Here is a 21,331-nt window from a genome sequence, read left to right as displayed (position 1 = left end):
GTGGCAGGTACTGGACATCTCCTTTGTTCCCTACAGCTGTGTGAGACGCGCCCTAAGGCCGCCGCCAGCACACCAACGAGGTTAAGATGAACGCATTCTCTACCGAAAATACCCTGCTGATTGTTGGCATGGTGATAGCCTACATACTTTTTACCACCTGGCTTACGTGGCGTTTACGCAGTAAGAGCAGCGGCGACTTTATGGAGGGTTCCCGCGCGATGCCGGCGTTAATTGTCGGGATCATGCTGATGTCGGAATATATCGGCGCAAAATCCACCATTGGTACAGCACAGGCCGCGTTTGAAGATGGCTTTGCTGCCTCCTGGTCAGTGATTGGCGCAGCCATCGGCTTCCCGCTGTTTGGCCTGCTGCTGGTTAAGCGCATTTATAACACCGGGAAGATCACCATTTCCGGCGCAATTGCTGAGAAATATGGCACATCTACCCGCAATATTATCTCGATCATCATGATCTACGCCCTGCTGCTGGTTAATGTGGGTAACTACATCAGCGGTGCGGCGGCCATCTCTACCGTCCTGAAGATCAATCTGACCCAGGCCGCCTTTATCACCGCTATTGTCAGCACCTTCTATTTCACCTTTGGTGGTATGAAAGGCGTGGCATGGGTGACGATGCTGCACAGTGCGCTGAAATATGCCGGTATCCTGATTATTCTGTTTGTGGCACTGAAAATGACCGGAGGCATTACGCCGATGATCAAACAGATGCCTGATTTCTACTGGACGTGGGATGGGCACGTGGGTGCCAGCACCATTGTGGCCTGGTTAATCGGGACCGTGGGTTCCATCTTCTGTACGCAGTTTGTGATTCAGGCTATCTCCTCCACTAAAAATGTGGCATCGGCTAAGCGCGCAACCTGGGTCGCCTTCTTCTTCTGCCTGCCGATTGGATTGGCGATGGCGCTGATTGGCGTGGCGGCGAAGTTCGTCCACCCGGAAATCAAAAGCCTCTATGCCCTGCCGGTGTTTTTACAGGATATGTCACCGTGGTTGGCGGGCATTGTGACCACCTCGCTGGTGGCGTCGATTTTTGTCAGCGTGGGAACGGTGGCACTGGCTATCGCTTCGCTGGTGGTTAAAGATTTTTACGTGCCGTACCGCAACCCAACGCCAGAACGTGAATTCCGCATGACGCGCTGGATCTCGATTGGTATCGGCTTCTTCCCGCTGCTGTTTGTGCTGTTCTTCCCGGAAGTGCTGAAGCTGTCGTTCTTCACCCGCGCCATTCGCTTGTCGATTACCGTGGTGGCCATCATGGCCTTTTACCTGCCGTGGTTTAAAAGCACACGCGGTGCCAACGCCGGCCTGATTGGGGCCTGTGTCGTCACTTCCGTGTGGTTCCTGCTGGGCAACCCGTTTGGCATCGACAATATGTACATTGCCCTGATTACACCGGCTGTGATCATGGTTATCGATCGCTGTATCCCTTCCCGTCAGACCAGGACGCACACTCAGCCGCGTCACAATATTCAGAAAAGTGGAGTTTAATATGTCTCAGGAAACCGTAACCGTTGAACGTAGTGGCGTTGTCGCGGCTCACCCCCAGGATGCGCAACAGCAGGTAGCGATGTTACCTTCCGGCTGCCCGCAGAACCATGCAGCTAACTTGCTCCCGCTGCCGGATGGCGATGTACTGTGCGTCTGGTTTGGCGGTACGCAGGAAGGGATTGCCGATATCTCCGTCTGGTGTTCACGCCTGAGCAAAGGGAGCCAGCAGTGGTCAGCGGCGGAGAAACTTTCCGACGATCCGACCCGCTCTGAGCAGAATCCGGTACTGTTCCTCGACCCGGACAACATCCTGTGGCTGATGTGGACGGCGCAAAAATCTGGCAATCAGGATACCGCCATTGTGCGCTTCCGCCAGTCATCGGACTTTGGTCGCAGCTGGGGGCCAATTGCCACTTTACTGGATCAGCCCGGCACCTTTATTCGCCAGCCTGTGGTGGTACTGCCAAACGGTAACTGGCTGCTGCCAGTGTTCTATTGCACCATTAACCCAGGAGAAAAATGGGTTGGCAACCACGATACCAGCGCCGTGAAAATCTCCAGCGACAAGGGCCAAAGCTGGCGTGACGTTGCCGTGCCGGACAGCCTTGGCTGCGTGCACATGAACATCACGCTGCTGGCAGATGGCTCGCTACTGGCGCTGTATCGCAGCCGCTGGGCCGATCACATCTATCAAAGCCGTTCACAGGATGGCGGCGAGAGCTGGAGTGCGCCACAACCACTGAACCTGCCGAACAACAACTCATCCATTCAGGTGACAACGCTGCGCAACGGCCACCTTGCGCTGGTGTTTAATGCCATGAGCGCTGCGGATGCCACCGAGCGTCGCCTGTCACTGTACGATGAAATTGAAGATGAAGAAGATGAGGTTGCCGTTGCTGTCGAGCCGGTGGTGCATACCGGGCGTACTGCGTTTTGGGGAGCGCCTCGCGCGCCGATGACGCTGGCCATTTCTACCGACGGCGGCCTGAGCTGGCCGTGGCAGCGTAATCTTGATGAGGGCGACGGTTACTGCATGACCAACAATTCACAGCAGAAACTCAACCGTGAATTCTCTTACCCCAGTATTAAACAGGGCATTAATGGCGAGCTGCATATCGCCTACACCTATTTCCGCCAGGCGATCAAATACGTGTGTGTTGAAGAGAGCTGGGCTACTGGAGGTGCTGCGTGAAAGCCAATACCGCGCTGGTCACCGGAGCCAGCTCCGGCATCGGCCAGGCGATAGTGCAAAACCTGCTGGCCTCCGGCTGGCAGGTGATCGGCCTGAGCCGCTCGGCGGTGGATAACACCCACCCCGCGCTGCACACCTACCAGGTGGATATCAGTGATGCCACCGCCTTACAGCGCGTGCTGGATGACCTGCCGATACCGCAGGCTTTAATTCATGCGGCAGGGATGATGCAGGCAGCCCCGCTGGGGCAGCTCGATCTGGCGGCGAGCCAACGTCTGTGGGCGCTGCACATCAGCGCCGCTGAGCAACTGGCAAACCACATCGCGCCGCAAATGCAGGCTGGCGGGCGCATTGTGCTGATCGGCAGCCGAACCTCCACGGGCGCCGCGGGCCGCAGTCAGTATGTTGCAACCAAAGCCGCAATGGTGGGAATGGTGCGCAGTTGGGCGGCAGAGCTGGCTCCGCGCGGCATTACCGCCAATATCGTCGCGCCTGGAGCCACCGAAACGCCGATGCTAAAACAGCCAGGACGAGAAAGTTCACCGCCGAAGCTGCCGCCAATGGGTCGTTACATTCAGCCACAGGAGGTGGCAGACCTGGTGAGTTACCTGCTTTCACCCAGCGCCGCGCCGATTACCGGCCAGCAACTAGTGCTGTGCGGGGGAGCTTCGCTCGGATAATCTTGAGGGCTGAGCGTGACTTCACGCTCAGCGCTTAGCGCTTAGCGCTTAGCACCATACTGCTGCATGAACTGGCGATAGGCGGCGATCACCGCAAGGAAGTCTTCGACGCCGCAGAAAGAGAGGCTCTCTTCGTCGTAGTAGTTCATGCCCTCTTCGATGCCGTCATCTTCCAGTTCCAGCTGGTTGGCGCGAATCATCACCTCTTCTTCATCCAGCCAGATCGTGTATTCACAACCCACCCGCTGCCACTGGCGCTCGCTGCCTTTCACTGACGCAATCGCGGCTTCAACTTCTTCCAGCAGGCCGAAATTGTCTTTCACTTCTTCATTGAACCAGTGCCCTACGGCTTCATGGTCCATCGACATACGCACGCGGACCTGCCCGCTCAGATCGCGCAGAAATTCATATTCCATAGGGTTTTCCTCAAACAAAACGCGGCGGTTATGCGGCATAGCTTCAGTGTTGTGCACAACCGGAAAGTGATATGTGATCGTGGCCGCATTATGCCCGTAATCTGCGAGGAAATCAGCCTCAGCGGCGGGAAACCGCCGCTGCCGGAATGGCTTGAACGTTATGAGTGATGGCGATTAAACAGTGAACCGATCCCGGCTGAAACAGCCTGCGTAATCTGCGTTGCGGTTCGGACAACGTAGGATATAGCAGCAGGAATCATCTGTTTTACCCCATGACGTTTTTTCGACTGCGGTAGCGAATCCGAATCGATTACTGGCTTATGGCTGCTTATCAGCTGCAAAGGCTGAGCATTCTCCGTACGCCACCCAGCCTCTTTCTGCCGCTCAGCCACTAACTGGTACGCCTGTTGCTGTAGCAGCCGAGTGGTTTTGGCGCTCAGCGTCCTGTTTCCCGTAAGATTCAGGGGGTAAAGCCCGGTAGCGATCGCTTCCGGTAAGGAGATCAGAGGGTGTGCAGCTAAATCATCCTGAGAATGGGTCGTGCTCAACAGCTTATCGACCTGTGTATCGCGAAGCGCACGGTAACCAGAACCGCTTCGCTCGATGGTGATCTGATGACGTTTGTCCTGAATCGCCTGTTTTAAATCCGCATGCTGCCCGGTACGAGAATCCCAGGCGTGAAACTTTTTACCTGCGCGATCCAGCAGTACCAGTACGCTATCCTGTGATCGCATCATTTCCGTTTGGACCAACAGCGGCAACATTGGCTCCGCATTCTTACTCTGCCAGAAAGTATTGTCATGGAGCGTAGCGGCAATGTGCGCGTTATTGAGCGGTTGCACGACAGGTACGGAGTTAAAACCGGGCGCGGAAAGTGAAGGTGCTGTGAGTGGCCGTTTGGGATGAGGGGCGATAATACGCGGTGCATGGGCATCGTTAGTCAGGCCTGGCCCCATAGCCGCGATTTTCTCCTGTATAACAGCGCGCAGTTGCTGACGTAACATCTCACGGTGGGTTGCAATCGCCATCGCGCTGCGGCTCTTTTTATGACTGAACAGCGCCAGCGCCAGGGAATCCAGAAACGGGAACGAGGCCGGGGTGGTAAAAGTGGGATTGCGCGGGTCATTACGGATGCCAAACCCACCCTGAGGATGTCGATCAAATTTTACATACCCCCTGTCGTTGTGGATTACCCGAAAGCAGCCATCCGCTTCCTGCTCACTACGTTCAATGATCAACTGCTGACTTTTACTCAGATTGACGCTGGCCGCATCCAGCTCTCTGCCGCTACGTAAGTCGACCGCCTTGAAAATATTTTGCTGACGATCCAGCACAATCAGCGTTGCGGCCCGGCCCTTCAGCAGGGGTGTTTTCGCCAGTTCAGAGACCAACGCCCCTGACATCCGGCTGGTCCATAATGCCGGGTGATCTAATGTGGCAATAAGCTGCTGATAGGTTTGTCTGGCTTTGTCTACCACCTCTGTTCCCACCGCGCTGGCAGGTGGTGTAGCGCCAGTAATGGTAGGTTGTACCGCATTGATTCCCATGGCGATCTCCTTACAGTTAGGCGTTACATTGGCTTAAAACACATCTTTTAACGGACGCCATGTCTCCGTAGAGACCACCGGTTTTGGGGATTTATGCGAGAAAAGATTAGCGGGCCAAAATCTGCTCGGCTTCTGGTTTAGTTTTTGGCTACGCAGCGGCTCTCCGCTTATATCCTGCGCTTGTTTTCTTTGCTGCTGCTCGACCTGAAGTAAAGCCCGATTTAAATCACTGGTGGCCGGGAATGGCGCATTACTGGCTTTGCGCTGCTGGAGTAGATCGTTGAACTGCTGGCTGATGTTATCCCCCTCATGGCGGATCCAGTGGCCTGGCGCATTCGCGAGTTTTTTCGGTTGCGCCGCGACGGCCAGTGCCTGAGGCAAGGTCATCTCACTGACTTTGAAAAGTTTGTTGTGATAGGGCTCGGGATGCTGGCCGCGAATAAACAACGGTTCGAAGTGATGGTCAAATTTGACGATGGCCGCCACATCTCTGGGATTCTCCTGGAGATCCTGGCGTGTCAGCGACTGCCCGGTGGCAGAGTCGAGATACAGAGGCTCTGCCTGTGCAGCATCAAAGTAACCCAGTACCAGATTGTGATTTTTAAGCTGCGGGATCTGAGCCATAAACGGCATCAGCTGCGCGGCAAGTGGGCTATGCCAGACACCGGGGTGCTGGCTGTGCTGGATGATCTCTGTGTAGCGCTCCTGATTTTTACCTGCGCCAATCGGATAAGCGTGTGTTGCCAGTGCCGCCGCAGCGGGAGAGTGAATGACGATCGCCATAATTAAGCTTCCTGTATAAAACGCAGAGTTCAGGCCTCCTGCCCACCGCAGTGAACAGCACGACCCGGCTTGAGATTTTCAGGCTATAAGTGGGCAACAGTCGTCATGAGTTTAGAGGCGCGCAGAATAAAGTTTTCACGCTGATTTTCAGGCAAAAAAAAGCCACCCGAAGGTGGCTTATTCGGCGGAATTCAGACTCAGACTGCGGTCTGGAAAATCACACCATCTGCTTTATCAGTGTACTGATTCAGCTGATCGAAGTTGAGATAGCGATAGGTGTCATCAGCGGTTTTATCCACCTGAACCATATACTGCTGATACTCTTCCGGCGTTGGCAGTTTGCCTAACAGTGAGGCCACGGCAGCCAGCTCGGCTGAAGCCAGGAACACGTTAGCGCCCGTACCCAGGCGGTTCGGGAAGTTACGCGTTGAGGTAGAAACGACCGTTGCGCCATCTTTCACGCGCGCCTGGTTACCCATGCACAGTGAACAGCCAGGGATCTCAATACGCGCACCACTCTTACCGAAGACGCTGTAATAGCCCTCTTCCGTCAGCTGTGCTGCGTCCATCTTGGTTGGCGGTGCCACCCACAGACGCGTTGGCAACTGGCCTTTGTGCGCATCCAGCAGTTTACCTGCTGCACGGAAGTGACCGATGTTGGTCATGCAGGAACCGATGAACACTTCATCAATGGTTTCACCCTGCACGTCAGACAGCCAGCGCGCATCGTCTGGATCGTTTGGTGCACACAGAATTGGCTCTTTGATCTCCGCCAGATCGATATCGATCACCGCGGCGTACTCTGCATCCGCATCGCCTTCCAGCAGTTGCGGATCGGCCAGCCATTTCTGCATACCTTCAACGCGGCGCTCCAGCGTACGACGATCGCCGTAACCTTCAGAGATCATCCACTTCAGCAGTACGATGTTTGAGTTCAGGTACTCAATGATCGGCTCTTTATCCAGCTTGATGGTACAGCCTGCCGCAGAACGTTCAGCAGATGCATCCGTCAGCTCAAACGCCTGCTCCACTTTCAGCTTCGGCAGACCTTCGATTTCCAGTACGCGGCCAGAGAAGATGTTTTTCTTCCCTTTTTTCTCAACGGTCAGCAGGCCTGCTTTGATAGCGTACAGCGGGATCGCATGCACCAGATCGCGCAGGGTAATGCCCGGCTGCATTTCGCCTTTGAAGCGCACCAGCACTGACTCAGGCATATCCAGTGGCATCACGCCGGTCGCAGCAGCAAATGCCACCAGACCAGAACCTGCCGGGAAGGAGATACCGATTGGGAAACGGGTGTGTGAATCGCCGCCGGTACCCACGGTATCTGGCAGCAGCATACGGTTCAGCCAGCTGTGGATAACGCCGTCACCCGGACGCAGTGAGACACCGCCACGGTTCATAATGAAGTCAGGCAGGGTGTGGTGCGTGGTCACGTCAACCGGCTTAGGATAGGCTGCGGTATGACAGAATGACTGCATGACTAAATCGGATGAGAAGCCCAGGCACGCCAGGTCTTTCAGTTCATCACGGGTCATTGGACCGGTGGTGTCCTGAGAACCTACAGAGGTCATTTTAGGTTCACAGTAGGCACCCGGACGGATACCTTCAACGCCACAGGCACGGCCAACCATTTTCTGCGCCAGTGAGTAACCACGGGTGCTTTCTGCAACGTCTTTGGCTTTCACAAACACATCGCTGTGCGGCAGACCCAGAGACTCACGTGCTTTGGTGGTCAGGCCACGACCAATGATCAGTGGAATACGGCCACCGGCACGGACTTCATCCAGCAGCACTTCGGTTTTCAGCTCGAAGGTTGCCAGCAGCTCGTCGGTTTCGTGATTACGCACTTCACCCTTGTACGGGTAAACGTCAATCACATCGCCCATGTTCAGACGGTCAACGTCCACTTCGATCGGCAGTGCGCCAGCATCTTCCATGGTGTTGAAGAAGATAGGTGCGATTTTACCGCCGAGGCACAGGCCGCCACCTTTCTTGTTAGGCACGTAAGGGATGTCATCCCCCATGAACCACAATACGGAGTTAGTCGCAGATTTACGGGAAGAACCCGTACCCACAACGTCGCCCACGTAAGTCAGTGGGAAGCCTTTCTGCTGCAGCGCTTCGATCTGTTTGATTGGGCCAATCACGCCTGGCTCATCAGGCTCGATACCTTCACGGGCGTTCTTCAGCATAGCCAGCGCGTGCAGTGGAATATCCGGGCGTGACCATGCATCCGGTGCCGGTGAAAGGTCATCGGTGTTGGTTTCGCCGGTCACTTTGAACACGGTGGTGGTGATTTTTTCTGCCAGTTTCGGACGCTTCAGGAACCACTCAGCATCCGCCCATGACTGGATGATTTTTTTCGCGTGAGGGTTGCCTGCTTTGGCTTTCTCTTCAACATCATAGAAGTTGTCGAACATCAGCAGCGTGTGAGACAGCGCTTCAGCGGCAATCGGTGCCAGCGCTTCTTCGTCGAGCGCCTCGATCAGCGCATGGATGTTATAACCGCCCTGCATGGTGCCCAGCAGTTCAACGGCTTTTTCACGGGTGACCAGAGGAGAGGTCGCTTCGCCTTTGGCGACAGCGGCAAGGAATCCAGCTTTTACATAAGCAGCTTCATCAACACCTGGTGGTACACGGTTGACCAACAGATCGGTCAGAAATTCTTCTTCGCCCTCGGGTGGGCTTTTTAGCAGTTCTACCAGCGCGGCCATCTGGGAAGCATCTAACGGCTTAGGTACGATCCCCTGGGTAGCACGCTCAGCAACGTGCTTACGGTATTCTTCTAGCACGACGTTCTCCTCGCTCTCATTGTATGGGTTTCCGGTGCACCCCGATGACAAAGCATTCCATGAAGTAGGGTAAGGTGCCCGGTTCCGCGTTGGCCAGCATAGCAGGATTCCGCCTGTTTGTTAATCTGTTTACAAAAAAGCAACATCTCCTTTGCTGACAGTGGATTACGCTGAACGGATGCCATATAACAAAAAAGCAGACCATAATCGGCCTGCTTTGCGTGGTTATTACGCAGTATTGTTTATTTATCAACCAGAGAAAATTCGGCTTCGGTGTAGCGTTCTCCATAAATTTTTTGTGGGTTAAACAAGCGGTCGAGTTTTGCGACATCAGCAGGGTTCAGCGCCAGTTTGACTGCACCACAGTTGTCTTCCAGGTGGTTGATTTTACTGGCTCCCGGAATAGGCACGATGTCATTTCCCTTCGCCAGAACCCACGCCAGCGCAAGCTGAGCTGCGGTGGCGTCATAACTTTGTGCCATGCTATTTAGCTCAGTCACTAACTTCTGGTTATGCTCCTGCGCCTGCTGTTGAAAACGCGGTAGATAGCGGCGGAAGTCATCTTCAGCCAGCATTTCTGCTGCCGGGAATTTCCCGGTCAGGAAGCCGCGCCCCAGCGGACTGTAAGGCACAAAACCGACGTTGAGTTCGCGACAGGTGGCGAGAATGTCCTGTTCAGGATCGCGGCTCCACAACGAATATTCGCTCTGTAGCGCTGAAATCGGATGCACCTGATGGGCACGACGTAGCGTATGGGAAGAAATTTCTGAAAGTCCGAGATAGCGTACTTTTCCTTCACGCACCAGATCACTCATCACGCCGACCACATCTTCAATGGGCACGGCAGGATCGAGGCGGTGCTGGTACAGCAGTTCAATGGTTTCTACTCCGAGGCGTTTAAGGGATGCTTCTACCGATTGGCGGATATGTGCCGGATCGCTGTTGACGCCGGTAATCCGTTCCCACCCCTCACCGTGCTCAGTAATACGAAAGCCAAATTTGGTGGCAATTTTAATTTTGTCGCCTCGTCCTTGAATCGCCTTTGCCAGCAGTGCTTCATTAGTAAACGGGCCGTAAACTTCCGCCGTATCGAGGAAATCAACGCCCAGTTCAAACGCCCTGGCCAGCGTGTTCAGCGCCTGCTGTTCATCATTTTTGCCGTAGGCAAAGGTCATTCCCATGCAGCCCAAACCCAGCGCCGAGACCTGTAATCCCTGATTACCCAGTTGACGTTGTTGCATTATTTCATCCTCATCTCAGTTGATGTTAATGTTATAAACCTCAACAATCACGGCAACAATTGGCGTTAATTCGCCTATTTACTGAGTAAAATTCACTAATGAGCCAATACCGCGCCACACTGCAAGAGCTGGAGATGTTTACTGCGATTGCCCTGCACCGCAGCTTTCGTAAAGCGGCTGAGGAGCGCAATCTCACGCCCTCCTCCCTCAGCCACGCGATGCGCCATTTTGAGCAGCGCCTTGGCGTCCGCTTGCTGAATCGCACCACACGGACGGTCTCATTAACGGAAGCCGGGGAACGTTTTCTGCTGCGCATTCAGCCCGCGCTGCTGGATCTGTCGCAGGCGGTAGATGAGTTAAACAACTGGCGTGACTCACCCCGTGGCACCCTGAAACTCAGTATGCCGCGCTCTGCTGAAGCGCTGTTTTTCTCGCGTCTGATTCTGCCGTTTGTGCTGCACTACCCGGAAATCAGCGTTGAAATCGACAGCAATGATGCCCTGCTGGATATCGTTGATGCGGGTTTTGATGCGGGCGTGCGCTACGGCGACGTGCTGGCTCAGGATATGGTTGCGGTCCCCTTTGGCCCGGAGGTGCGTGCGCAGGCCGTTGCCAGCCCGGCGTTTATTGCGCGCCACGGCGTGCCACTGCAACCGGAAGATCTGCTGCGTTTCCCCTGCATCGAGCGCCGCTTTCCCAGCGGCCGCCGCTATCGCTGGGAGTTCTGGCAGGAAGGACATAAGCAGGAAGTCGCCGTGCGCGGTTCGCTGACGCTGGACAACAATGAACGCATTGTTGAAGCTGCACTGGCCGGTGTGGGCATTGCTTTTGTGCATGAAGATAGCGCAGCGCCAGCACTGGCTGATGGCCGTTTGGTTGAATTACTGGGTGAATATACGCATTACGCAGAAGGCTTCTGGCTCTATTATCCCAGCCGCCGTTATATCTCTACGCCGCTACGCTGTTTTATTGACTGGTTAAAGGCGCACAACAATTCTAAAAATTAGAATATCAATTTAATTAATCACCTTAAATAAACACCTAAATAAAAGACCATAAAATAAAAGCAAAAAAAATAGTGCCAGAGGCACTATTTTAAGTAGAATATAACCCGCCGCTTGAGGCTATTTCGTCTCAACCTAGCCGTTGAAACGAATAGCCGGTAGTACTCATCAAGCATTATAACAATGCAGGCGTTGGGCTACCCTATTCATTAGACACGGTGAAAAGAGTAGCTTTGTGCTTGCCATAAATCAAGGAGACAAATTCGGCTCCTGTACGAAGAGCAATTAAACCGGCCTGCGCACAAAACTTGTACTTAAACTGGTACATGTGTATATTGTTTATACACTGTCTTAAATCAGGGGTAGTACACCATGCAGGTCTTAACATTCACCGATGCCCGGAAACACTTTGCCGAAACAATGCAGCGAGTCTCAGACGATGCTGAGCCTGTCCGCATTGTTCGTCGTGATGCACCGGATGTGATTATGATCGATGCCGCGGAGTATGACGCAATGATTGAAACCCTGTACCTTTTCAGTAACCCTGCTAACGCTGCTCATCTCAATGCTTCGTTAGATGAGTTAGATAACGGCGATATTGTGGAAATTGACGTTTGAAAATTCGCTTTACTAAAAGAGCGGCCGCAGACTTTAATTACTGGAAAGATAATGATCCTAAATTAATAGAAAGGATAAGAGAACTGATTAAAGCTTGTCAGGAAAATCCTTTTGAGGGAATTGGAAAACCAGAGCGGCTAAGGCACTTCAAAAACCCTGCACTTTATTCACGAAGAATAAACAGAGAGCATCGATTAGTTTATAGCGTCAACGAGGGTGAACTGACGGTCATCGCCTGCCGATTCCATTACGAAATTTAATCTGAAATTTTTTACTATTAACAGTTGCCTCTTTACATGTTGAATGAAAAATAAAAAACAGCAGCCATAAATGACTGCTGTTTTTTTATGCCTAATCATCTTCTAATAAGATGATTACGAAGAGAAATTACTTCTTCTTCGCCTTGGCATTTGGCAAGTCGGTGATGCTACCTTCGAACACTTCTGCTGCCAGACCGATTGACTCGTGCAGCGTTGGGTGTGCGTGGATGGTCAAGGCGATGTCTTCTGCATCACAGCCCATCTCGATAGCCAGACCGATCTCACCCAGCAGCTCGCCGCCGTTGGTGCCGACAATCGCACCACCGATAACACGGTGAGTCTCTTTGTCGAAGATCAGTTTGGTCATACCGTCTGCACAGTCAGAAGCGATTGCACGACCAGAAGCAGCCCACGGGAAGGTGGAAACTTCGTAGCTGATGCCCTTCTCTTTCGCTTCTTTCTCGGTCAGGCCAACCCAGGCAACTTCTGGCTCGGTATAGGCGATAGAAGGGATCACTTTCGGGTCGAAGTAGTGCTTCAGACCAGAAATCACTTCTGCCGCTACGTGGCCTTCATGCACGCCTTTGTGCGCCAGCATTGGCTGACCAACGATGTCACCGATAGCGTAGATGTGCGGTACGTTGGTACGCAGTTGTTTATCCACACGGATAAAGCCACGATCGTCCACTTCCACACCGGCTTTGCCTGCATCGAGGTTTTTGCCGTTTGGTACGCGACCAATTGCCACCAGGACTGCGTCATAACGCTGTGCTTCGGTTGGCGCTTTTTTGCCTTCCATCGTCACGTAGATGCCGTCTTCTTTGGCTTCTACCTGGGTGACTTTGGTTTCCAGCAGCAGGTTGAACTTCTTGCTGATGCGCTTGGTGAACACTTTCACCACATCTTTATCCGCCGCCGGGATAACCTGGTCGAACATCTCGACCACATCAATTTTTGAACCCAGCGCGTGGTAAACGGTGCCCATTTCCAGACCGATGATACCGCCGCCCATAACCAGCAGACGTTCAGGAACTTCTTTCAGCTCCAGCGCATCGGTGGAATCCCACACGCGTGGATCATGATGAGGAATGAATGGCAGTTCGATTGGACGTGAGCCCGCAGCGATGATGGCGTTTTCGAAGTTGATGGTAGTAGTACCGCCTTCGCCTTCAACCACCAGGGTGTTAGCACCGGTAAATTTACCGAGACCGTTCACTACCTGCACTTTACGGCCTTTAGCCATACCTGCCAGACCGCCGGTCAGCTGGTTGATGACTTTCTCTTTCCACGAACGGATCTTGTTGATGTCGGTAGAAGGCTGGCCGAAGACGATGCCGTGCTCTTCCAACGCTTTGGCTTCTTCAATCACTTTCGCAACGTGAAGCAGCGCTTTTGACGGGATACAGCCAACGTTAAGGCAGACACCACCCAGGGTGCTGTAACGTTCAACGATAATGGTTTCCAGACCTAAGTCAGCGCAACGGAAGGCAGCAGAGTAACCTGCAGGGCCTGCTCCCAATACCACGACTTGAGTTTTAATCTCTGTACTCATCATGACCTCATTATTGTATTACCGGCGGGTCAGACGTAGAGCCTATCCCATTAGGCTATCACCAGGCCTAATGGAATAGGCTCTTCATGCCCTTCATCCACCGGGACATTTTCACCGCAAGAGTTTACAGAATTGTTAAAAAACTGCAAACCACGGTGCCATCAATGCCAACAAGAAGGCCGGCATTTGCCGGCCCGGATTGTCTTACATCACCAGACGGCGAATATCTGCCAGCAGGTTGTTAATGATGGTGATAAAGCGTGCACCATCAGCTCCGTCGATCACGCGGTGGTCGAAGGAGAGTGAGATTGGCATCATCAGACGTGGTGCAAACTCTTTACCGTTCCACACTGGCTCCATCGCAGACTTGGAGACACCGAGGATCGCCACTTCTGGCGCGTTAACAATCGGCGCGAAGTGCGTGGTTCCCAGGCCACCCAGGCTGGAGATGGTGAAGCAACCACCCTGCATATCACCGGCAGTCAGCTTGCCATCACGCGCTTTCTTCGAAATCGCCATCAGCTCACGTGACAGTTCAGTGATGCCTTTCTTGTTCACGTCTTTGAAGACCGGAACAACCAGACCGTTCGGGGTATCTACCGCAACACCAATGTTGATGTATTTCTTCAGCGTCAGCTTCTGGCCATCTTCAGACAGGGAGCTGTTGAAGCGCGGCATCTGCTCCAGCGCAGCGGCAACGGCTTTCATGATGAACACGACAGGCGTGAACTTCACATCCAGCTTACGTTTTTCCGCTTCGGCGTTTTGCAGTTTGCGGAACGCTTCCAGATCGGTGATATCGGTTTTATCGAAATGCGTAACGTGCGGGATCATTACCCAGTTACGGCTCAGGTTAGCACCAGAGATTTTCTGGATGCGGCCCAGCTCCACTTCTTCGATTTCGCCAAACTTGCTGAAGTCCACTTTCGGCCAAGGCAGCATGCCCGGAATACCGCCGCCAGCAGCAGCGGGTGCGCTTTCAGCACGCTTAACCGCATCTTTTACGTACGCCTGTACGTCTTCTTTCACGATGCGACCTTTACGGCCTGAACCTTTCACTTTCGCCAGGTTCACACCGAACTCACGCGCCAGACGACGGATAACCGGCGTAGCATGCACGTAAGCGCTGTTTTCCGCGAACTCATCTTTGCCTGCGGCTGCTGGTGCAGCAGCAGGGGCTGGTGCCGCGGCTTTCTGCTCAACAGGTGCTGGCGCAGCTTCTGCTTTAGGTGCAGGCGCTGCGGCTGGTGCGGCAGCAGCAGGTGCTGCGCCTTCTGCTTCGAAGACCATGATCAGAGAACCGGTGCTGACTTTGTCGCCGGTGTTGATTTTGATCTCTTTAACGGTACCTGCGAACGGTGCTGGCACTTCCATTGAGGCTTTATCGCCTTCAACGGTGATCAGCGACTGCTCTTCAGCGACTTTATCGCCTACTTTCACCAGGATCTCGGTGACTTCAACTTCATCACCACCGATGTCAGGTACGTTAACTTCTTTGCTCACCGCTGCAGCAGGTGCTGATGCCGGTGCAGCGGCTTTCTCTTCCGCTGGTGCTGGTGCTGCCGCAGGAGCTGGAGCTGCTGCTGCGCCTTCCGCTTCGAAGATCATGATCAGCGAGCCAGTTTCCACTTTATCGCCAGTATTGATTTTGATCTCTTTCACGACACCGGCCTGCGGTGAAGGTACTTCCATTGAGGCTTTATCGCCTTCAACGGTGATCAGCGACTGTTCAACTTCAACGGTGTCGCCAACCTTGACCAGAATCTCGGTCACTTCAACTTCATCGGACCCGATATCCGGCACTTTAATTTCGATAGCCATTACTCTTTTACCTCTTATGCCAGACGCGGGTTAACTTTATCGGCATCGATGTTGAATTTGGTGATCGCATCCGCCACCACTTTCTTATCGATTTCGCCACGCTTAGCCAATTCACCCAGCGCTGCAACCACAACGTAGGACGCGTCCACTTCGAAGTGGTGACGCAGGTTTTCACGGCTGTCAGAACGACCGAAGCCATCAGTACCCAGTACGCGGTAGTCGCTGGCTGGAACAAAGCTACGCACCTGCTCAGCAAACAACTTCATGTAGTCGGTAGAGGCTACCGCTGGCGCTTCGCTCATCACCTGGGCAATGTACGGTACGCGTGGGGTTTCGGTTGGGTGCAGCATGTTCCAACGCTCACAATCCTGGCCATCACGCGCCAGTTCGGTGAACGAGGTTACGCTGTAGACGTCAGAACCGATGCCGTAGTCGTTAGCCAGGATCTGTGCCGCTTCACGCACGTGACGCAGAATAGAACCTGAACCCAACAGCTGAACTTTGCCTTTGTTACCCGCCACAGTTTCCAGCTTATAGATACCCTTACGGATACCCTCTTCAACGCCTTCTGGCATTGCTGGCATGTGGTAGTTTTCGTTCAGCGTGGTGATGTAGTAGTAGATGTTCTCTTGCGCTTCGCCGTACATACGCACCAGACCATCCTGCATGATCACCGCGACTTCATATGCGTATGAAGGATCGTAAGAGATACAGTTAGGAATCGTCAGTGACTGAATGTGGCTGTGGCCATCTTCATGCTGCAAGCCTTCGCCGTTCAGCGTCGTACGACCCGAAGTACCACCGACCAGGAAGCCGCGCGCCTGTTGGTCGCCCGCCAGCCACATCAGATCGCCGATACGCTGGAAACCGAACATCGAGTAATAGATGTAGAACGGAATCATCGGCAGGTTGTTGGTGCTGTAAGAGGTCGCCGCGGCCAGCCAGGATGAACCTGCGCCCAGTTCGTTGATCCCTTCCTGCAGAATCTGACCTTTCTCGTCTTCTTTGTAGTAAGCAACCTGCTCACGGTCCTGCGGGGTGTACTGCTGGCCGTTCGGGCTGTAGATACCGATCTGACGGAACAGACCTTCCATACCGAAGGTACGCGCTTCATCCGCAAGGATTGGCACCAGACGATCTTTGATCGACTTGTTCTTCAGCATAACGTTCAGGGCACGTACAAACGCGATAGTGGTTGAGATCTCTTTGCTCTGCTCTTCCAGCAGTGGCTTGAACTCTTCCAGCGTTGGCATTTCCAGCTTTTCAGTGAAGTTCGGCTGACGGGTTGGCAGATAGCCACCCAGCTTCTCACGCTGACCGTGCAGGTAGTTGTACTCTTCTGAGCCTTTCTCGAAAGTCACATACGGCAGGCTTTCGATATTTTCATCAGTCACTGGCACATTGAAGCGATCGCGGATGTAGCGAACGCCATCCATGTTCATCTTCTTCACCTGGTGAGCGATGTTTTTACCTTCCGCAGTGTCACCCATACCATAACCTTTGATGGTATGTGCCAGGATCAGGGTCGGCTGACCTTTGGTATCCTGCGCTTTTTTCAGTGCTGCGTAGATTTTCTTCGGATCGTGACCACCACGGTTCAGGGCGAAGATCTCTTCGTCTGACCAGTCTTTCACCAGTGCTGCGGTCTCCGGGTATTTACCGAAGAAGTGCTCACGCACATACGCGCCATCACGGGATTTGAAGGTCTGGTAGTCGCCATCAACGGTTTCGTTCATCAGCTGGATCAGCTTACCGCTGGTGTCCTGCTTCAGCAGTTCATCCCAACGTGCGCCCCAGATAACTTTGATCACGTTCCAGCCAGCACCGGCAAAGATGCCTTCCAGCTCGTTGATGATTTTGCCGTTGCCGGTGACCGGGCCATCCAGACGCTGCAGGTTGCAGTTGATGATGAACACCAGATTATCCAGTTTTTCACGGGTGGCGATGGTGATCGCACCTTTAGATTCTGGCTCATCCATCTCGCCATCGCCCAGGAAGGCATAAACGGTCTGGTTAGCGGTATTTTTCAGGCCACGGTGTTCCAGGTACTTCAGGAACTTCGCCTGATAGATAGCATTCAATGGACCCAGACCCATGGATACGGTCGGGAACTGCCAGAATTCTGGCATCAGTTTCGGGTGCGGGTAAGAAGAGAGACCGTTGCCGTGTACTTCCTGACGGAAGTTGTTCATCTGATCTTCGGTCAGACGGCCTTCCAGGAACGCACGTGAGTAGATGCCCGGTGAAATGTGACCCTGGAAGTAAACCAGATCGCCGCCATCCTGCTCGCTACGCGCGCGGAAGAAGTGGTTAAAGCACACTTCATAGATAGTGGCAGAAGACTGGAAGGACGAGAGGTGACCACCCAGCTCCAGATCTTTTTTCGACGCACGCAGCACCGACATAATCGCGTTCCAGCGGATCGCTGAGCGGATGCGACGTTCCAGAGAGTGGTTACCCGGATATTCCGGCTCATCTTCAACGGCAATGGAGTTGATGTAGTTACTGATGGCTGACGATCCCGCCGCCACTTTCACGCCACCTTTACGGGCAGCATCCAGCACCTGATCAAGCAGATACTGCGCACGCTCAACACCTTCTTCACGGATGACCGATTCGATCGCCTGTAGCCAGTCACGAGTTTCGATCGGATCCACGTCATTGTGTAAACGTTCTGACATGGGGTTAATTCCTTATCTGTGTCTAATACGTTGAATATTCGGGAACCTGTAAAGAGTAAGGGGACAGGCCCGTCGCTATAGTCCGCACGCTCTTTGTCGCGCGTTAATCCTTACGTTGCTGTAACCGGCGTAGAGAGCGTTCACGACGACTCTGCTCCCGACTTCTGTCCAGCAATATCTCCTCAATGAACGCCAGGTGACGGTGTGATGCTTCACGAGCCTGTTCCGGCTCACGCGCCACAATCGCCGCGAAAATACTGGCGCGGTGCTCGCTCACTTTTGCCAGCATCTCCCGGCGCGAGTAGAGCAATTCAAAATTCTGACGAACGTTCTGTTGTAACATCGGCCCCATTGAGCGCAACAGATGAAGCAACACCACATTATGGGCGGCTTCCGTGACAGCGATCTGATACTGCATTACCGCGTTCGATTCGGCATCGAGATCGCCGCTGTCCTGCGCTGTCTGAATGAGGATGTGGCAATCGCGAATACGCTGAATGTCCTCGTCCGTCCCGCGTAACGCCGCATAGTAAGCCGCCACGCCTTCAAGGGCATGGCGCATTTCAAGCAGGTCAAACTGGGATTCGGGGTGTTCGGCCAGTAGGCTGACCAACGGGTCACTCAGGCTTTGCCACAGGTTTTCTTGTACGAAGGTGCCGCCACCCTGGCGGCGCAACAGCAGACCTTTAGCTTCCAGTCCCTGAATGGCTTCGCGCAGTGAAGGACGAGAAACATCAAACTGTTTAGCCAGCTCGCGCTCGGGAAGGAGTTTCTCCCCTGGGCGCAGCGTCCCTTCCATGATCAGGGCTTCCAGCTGCTGCTCGATAGCATCGGAGAGCTTAGGTTGGCGAATCTTACTGTAGGCCATCTTCCCTTCCATAAGGTCGCTGCTTCGTCCGGAGTAAATTGGTAATACCAATTATCTTTAGGTGGCGGTAAAGTAACAAAGTATTCACCTTGTGTCTATATGACGGCGGTCACACTCCAGCGGCAAATGCGCGCGGGATCACGCTAAATCACCGTAATTTCAGATGAAAATGACATGATAAATTTTTGTTAATTTTGATTGGTTTTATGTAGCGTAATCGCATATTTAGTGCGCTACGTGTCTGATTGCTCATAAGAATATGCTATTCGTCATTGAGTGAAATCTGTGGCAGAAATGGCCGCGCGAACAGAGTGTGTAAAATGATGTTTTTTCAGGCAACTCTTAGCACAAAAAGCGAAAGCGGATGCAATGAATCGGACTTACTACTATTCTGGACGCCAGGGTTACATCTGCTTACACACAGTGACCTTTAACCCTAAAAAAAACAACAAGTTATAGCAACCCCTTCCTGACAGTGCCCTGCGCTGATAATGAAGAGAAACAACGTCACGAGGTTTTTTATGGAACAACAACAGGGCGAAACGCTACACCGAGGGCTGAAAAATCGTCACATTCAGCTAATCGCATTAGGGGGTGCGGTTGGCACCGGCCTTTTCCTTGGTAGCGCATCGGTAATCAAAGCTGCGGGTCCGGCAGTGATTCTCGGTTACGCCATTGCCGGTTTTATTGCCTTTCTGATTATGCGTCAGTTAGGTGAAATGGTGGTTGAAGAGCCCGTTGCTGGCAGCTTCAGTCACTTTGCCTACAAATACTGGGGCAACTTTGCCGGTTTTGCTTCAGGCTGGAACTACTGGGTGCTGTACGTATTGGTCGCGATGGCTGAACTCACCGCCGTAGGGAAATACATTCAGTTCTGGTATCCCGACTTCCCGACCTGGGCTTCCGCCGCCATCTTCTTTGTAGTGATAAATGCTATAAACCTGACCAACGTTAAAATGTTCGGCGAAATGGAGTTTTGGTTCGCCATTATTAAAGTTGTGGCCGTGATTGGTATGATCTTGTTTGGTGGCTGGTTGCTGTTCAGCGGCCACGGCGGCCCACAGGCAACCGTGCGCAACCTGTGGGAGCAAGGCGGCTTTATGCCACACGGCTTCTCCGGGCTGGTGATGATGCTGGCCATCATTATGTTCTCGTTTGGTGGACTGGAGCTGGTGGGGATTACCGCAGCAGAGGCGGATAACCCAGAGCAGAGCATCCCGAAAGCAACCAACCAGGTTATCTGGCGTATTCTGATCTTCTATGTGGGCTCGCTGGCGGTTCTGCTGTCGCTGATGCCGTGGACCAAAGTCACCGCGGAAACCAGCCCGTTCGTTCTGATTTTCCACGAACTGGGTGATGGCCTGGTAGCCAATGCACTGAACGTGGTTATCCTGACGGCGGCACTGTCGGTCTACAACAGCTGCGTATACTGCAACAGCCGTATGCTGTTCGGCCTGGCTGAGCAGGGTAACGCGCCAAAAGCGCTGCTGAAAGTGAATAGCAACGGCGTGCCGGTTAACACGATTTTCGTCTCAGCCTGTGCCACTGCGCTGTGTGTTGTGATCAACTACCTGATGCCAGGCGAAGCTTTTGGCCTGCTGATGGCGCTGGTGGTCTCTGCTCTGGTGATCAACTGGGCGATGATCAGCCTGGCGCACATGAAGTTCCGTAAAGCGAAAAATCAGCAAGGTGTCACCACCCGCTTCCCGGCGTTCTTCTATCCATTAGGAAACTGGGTCTGCCTGCTGTTCATGGTGGCTGTGTTGGTGATCATGCTGATGACGCCTGGCATGGCGATTTCGGTTTACCTGATCCCAGTGTGGCTGCTGATTCTGGCCGTTGGCTTCTTTATTAAGTCGCGTAGCCAGAAGGCCTAACCGCCTAACCCGCCAGCCCTATGTTGGCGGGTTTTCTTTCCCCTCCTCTTTATCTGCTGGCGGCAAAAGCTAAGCGATTCAAATTCACTCCGCCGACCATTCCCTCTGTTAATATCCAGCGCACACCACAGCCACTGGCGGGTTAAAGGTTACAAATAGGCACTGACGCCTTGCCGATGCTGGGTTAAGGTCAACCTCTACCGTCTGAGGACGACAGTACTGCTGTTAATCACGAGGAATCATCATGCCAGAAGTCGTAGTCTTTGCCGCAGAAGGCCGTAGCGATGCGCAGAAGAGAACGTTATTGAAGAAAATCACCGAAGCGGTTGTTGAAAGCTTTGGCGTCGATAAAGAGAGCGTGATCGTCTCTATTCAAGAAACCCCCAAAAAGCATAAATCACGCGGCGGCGTACCGTTTGACGAGCGTTAATTGATTTTCACCGGTCAGTGATGGCCGGTGAAAATCACTCTAGAGAAGGAGGTCAATG

17 protein-coding genes are annotated in these 21,331 nt (G+C 53.4%); 8 read left to right on the top strand and 9 right to left on the bottom strand.

Annotation, left to right across the window (positions count from 1 at the left end; all coding sequences use genetic code 11):
- The first annotated feature begins 86 nt into the window (after positions 1-86).
- Genes B880_RS0111870 through B880_RS0111860 form a run of 3 tightly spaced genes read left to right on the top strand, consistent with a single transcriptional unit; the run spans position 87 to position 3,380 of the window.
- Complete coding sequence (locus B880_RS0111870; protein ID WP_017347633.1) at positions 87-1,508, top strand: sodium:solute symporter family protein; 1,422 nt, start codon at positions 87-89, stop codon at positions 1,506-1,508.
- Position 1,509: 1 nt separating this feature from the next.
- The gene (locus B880_RS0111865) at positions 1,510-2,700 is read left to right on the top strand and encodes a sialidase family protein (protein ID WP_017347632.1); all 1,191 of its coding nucleotides are present in this window, start codon (positions 1,510-1,512) and stop codon (positions 2,698-2,700) included.
- Complete coding sequence (locus B880_RS0111860) at positions 2,697-3,380, top strand: SDR family NAD(P)-dependent oxidoreductase (RefSeq protein ID WP_017347631.1); 684 nt, start codon at positions 2,697-2,699, stop codon at positions 3,378-3,380. The genes B880_RS0111865 and B880_RS0111860 overlap by 4 nt, the downstream gene beginning before the upstream one ends.
- 41 nt (positions 3,381-3,421) lie before the next feature.
- Here the strand turns inward: B880_RS0111860 and yacL are convergent, their stop codons facing one another.
- The 5 genes from yacL to B880_RS0111835 all read right to left on the bottom strand — a co-directional run bounded on the left by yacL (position 3,422) and on the right by B880_RS0111835 (position 10,162).
- A complete protein-coding gene (yacL, locus tag B880_RS0111855; RefSeq protein ID WP_017347630.1) occupies positions 3,422-3,796 on the bottom strand; it encodes a protein YacL in 375 nt (124 codons plus the stop codon).
- 158 nt (positions 3,797-3,954) lie between these two features.
- Positions 3,955-5,343, bottom strand: coding sequence for a hypothetical protein (locus tag B880_RS0111850; RefSeq protein WP_017347629.1), 1,389 nt, complete (start codon positions 5,341-5,343; stop codon positions 3,955-3,957).
- Positions 5,344-5,376: 33 nt separating this feature from the next.
- Positions 5,377-6,126 (bottom strand): hypothetical protein, encoded by a 750-nt coding sequence (locus B880_RS0111845; RefSeq protein ID WP_017347628.1) that lies wholly within the window; start codon positions 6,124-6,126, stop codon positions 5,377-5,379.
- 197 nt (positions 6,127-6,323) lie between these two features.
- Positions 6,324-8,921 (bottom strand): bifunctional aconitate hydratase 2/2-methylisocitrate dehydratase, encoded by a 2,598-nt coding sequence (acnB, locus tag B880_RS0111840; protein WP_017347627.1) that lies wholly within the window; start codon positions 8,919-8,921, stop codon positions 6,324-6,326.
- A gap of 242 nt (positions 8,922-9,163) precedes the next feature.
- Complete coding sequence (locus tag B880_RS0111835; RefSeq protein WP_017347626.1) at positions 9,164-10,162, bottom strand: aldo/keto reductase; 999 nt, start codon at positions 10,160-10,162, stop codon at positions 9,164-9,166.
- Between the two features lie 98 nt (positions 10,163-10,260).
- Here B880_RS0111835 and B880_RS0111830 point away from each other — a divergent pair, with 98 nt between their 5' ends.
- The 3 genes from B880_RS0111830 to B880_RS26070 all read left to right on the top strand — a co-directional run bounded on the left by B880_RS0111830 (position 10,261) and on the right by B880_RS26070 (position 12,044).
- Complete coding sequence (locus B880_RS0111830) at positions 10,261-11,169, top strand: LysR family transcriptional regulator (RefSeq protein ID WP_017347625.1); 909 nt, start codon at positions 10,261-10,263, stop codon at positions 11,167-11,169.
- A gap of 369 nt (positions 11,170-11,538) precedes the next feature.
- Positions 11,539-11,784 (top strand): type II toxin-antitoxin system Phd/YefM family antitoxin, encoded by a 246-nt coding sequence (locus B880_RS0111825; RefSeq protein WP_017347624.1) that lies wholly within the window; start codon positions 11,539-11,541, stop codon positions 11,782-11,784.
- Entirely contained in the window at positions 11,781-12,044 is a 264-nt protein-coding gene (locus tag B880_RS26070) for a Txe/YoeB family addiction module toxin (protein WP_071524398.1), read from the top strand. The genes B880_RS0111825 and B880_RS26070 overlap by 4 nt, the downstream gene beginning before the upstream one ends.
- A gap of 127 nt (positions 12,045-12,171) precedes the next feature.
- Here B880_RS26070 and lpdA read toward each other — a convergent pair whose 3' ends face one another.
- The 4 genes from lpdA to pdhR all read right to left on the bottom strand — a co-directional run bounded on the left by lpdA (position 12,172) and on the right by pdhR (position 18,966).
- Positions 12,172-13,596, bottom strand: coding sequence for a dihydrolipoyl dehydrogenase (gene lpdA / locus B880_RS0111820; RefSeq protein WP_017347623.1), 1,425 nt, complete (start codon positions 13,594-13,596; stop codon positions 12,172-12,174).
- A gap of 204 nt (positions 13,597-13,800) precedes the next feature.
- Complete coding sequence (gene aceF / locus B880_RS0111815) at positions 13,801-15,417, bottom strand: pyruvate dehydrogenase complex dihydrolipoyllysine-residue acetyltransferase (protein ID WP_017347622.1); 1,617 nt, start codon at positions 15,415-15,417, stop codon at positions 13,801-13,803.
- A gap of 14 nt (positions 15,418-15,431) precedes the next feature.
- Positions 15,432-18,098 (bottom strand): pyruvate dehydrogenase (acetyl-transferring), homodimeric type, encoded by a 2,667-nt coding sequence (gene aceE, locus B880_RS0111810; RefSeq protein ID WP_017347621.1) that lies wholly within the window; start codon positions 18,096-18,098, stop codon positions 15,432-15,434.
- Between the two features lie 103 nt (positions 18,099-18,201).
- Complete coding sequence (gene pdhR / locus B880_RS0111805) at positions 18,202-18,966, bottom strand: pyruvate dehydrogenase complex transcriptional repressor PdhR (RefSeq protein ID WP_017347620.1); 765 nt, start codon at positions 18,964-18,966, stop codon at positions 18,202-18,204.
- A 521-nt stretch (positions 18,967-19,487) separates the two neighbouring features.
- Here pdhR and aroP point away from each other — a divergent pair.
- Together aroP and B880_RS0111795 are read left to right on the top strand one after the other, a co-directional pair.
- A complete protein-coding gene (gene aroP / locus B880_RS0111800; RefSeq protein WP_017347619.1) occupies positions 19,488-20,843 on the top strand; it encodes an aromatic amino acid transporter AroP in 1,356 nt (451 codons plus the stop codon).
- 244 nt (positions 20,844-21,087) lie between these two features.
- Positions 21,088-21,273, top strand: a complete 186-nt coding sequence (locus B880_RS0111795) for a tautomerase family protein (protein ID WP_017347618.1) — start codon at positions 21,088-21,090, stop codon at positions 21,271-21,273.
- Positions 21,274-21,331 lie beyond the last annotated feature (58 nt).

The organism is Pantoea sp. A4 (assembly GCF_000295955.2).
Classification (GTDB): Bacteria; Pseudomonadota; Gammaproteobacteria; order Enterobacterales; family Enterobacteriaceae; genus Pantoea; species Pantoea multigeneris.
This window is presented reverse-complemented; position numbering and strand designations above follow the sequence as displayed.

Coding starts and splice junctions, on each gene's coding strand:
- B880_RS0111865 (WP_017347632.1), top strand. CDS start 1,510: ATGTCTCAGGAAACCGTAACCGTTGAACGTAGTGGCGTTGTCGCGGCT.
- B880_RS0111825 (WP_017347624.1), top strand. CDS start 11,539: ATGCAGGTCTTAACATTCACCGATGCCCGGAAACACTTTGCCGAAACA.
- B880_RS0111795 (WP_017347618.1), top strand. CDS start 21,088: ATGCCAGAAGTCGTAGTCTTTGCCGCAGAAGGCCGTAGCGATGCGCAG.
- lpdA (WP_017347623.1), bottom strand. CDS start 13,596: ATGAGTACAGAGATTAAAACTCAAGTCGTGGTATTGGGAGCAGGCCCT.
- pdhR (WP_017347620.1), bottom strand. CDS start 18,966: ATGGCCTACAGTAAGATTCGCCAACCTAAGCTCTCCGATGCTATCGAG.
- yacL (WP_017347630.1), bottom strand. CDS start 3,796: ATGGAATATGAATTTCTGCGCGATCTGAGCGGGCAGGTCCGCGTGCGT.
- B880_RS0111845 (WP_017347628.1), bottom strand. CDS start 6,126: ATGGCGATCGTCATTCACTCTCCCGCTGCGGCGGCACTGGCAACACAC.
- B880_RS0111830 (WP_017347625.1), top strand. CDS start 10,261: ATGAGCCAATACCGCGCCACACTGCAAGAGCTGGAGATGTTTACTGCG.
- aceE (WP_017347621.1), bottom strand. CDS start 18,098: ATGTCAGAACGTTTACACAATGACGTGGATCCGATCGAAACTCGTGAC.
- B880_RS0111850 (WP_017347629.1), bottom strand. CDS start 5,343: ATGGGAATCAATGCGGTACAACCTACCATTACTGGCGCTACACCACCT.
- B880_RS0111835 (WP_017347626.1), bottom strand. CDS start 10,162: ATGCAACAACGTCAACTGGGTAATCAGGGATTACAGGTCTCGGCGCTG.
- aceF (WP_017347622.1), bottom strand. CDS start 15,417: ATGGCTATCGAAATTAAAGTGCCGGATATCGGGTCCGATGAAGTTGAA.
- aroP (WP_017347619.1), top strand. CDS start 19,488: ATGGAACAACAACAGGGCGAAACGCTACACCGAGGGCTGAAAAATCGT.
- B880_RS0111870 (WP_017347633.1), top strand. CDS start 87: ATGAACGCATTCTCTACCGAAAATACCCTGCTGATTGTTGGCATGGTG.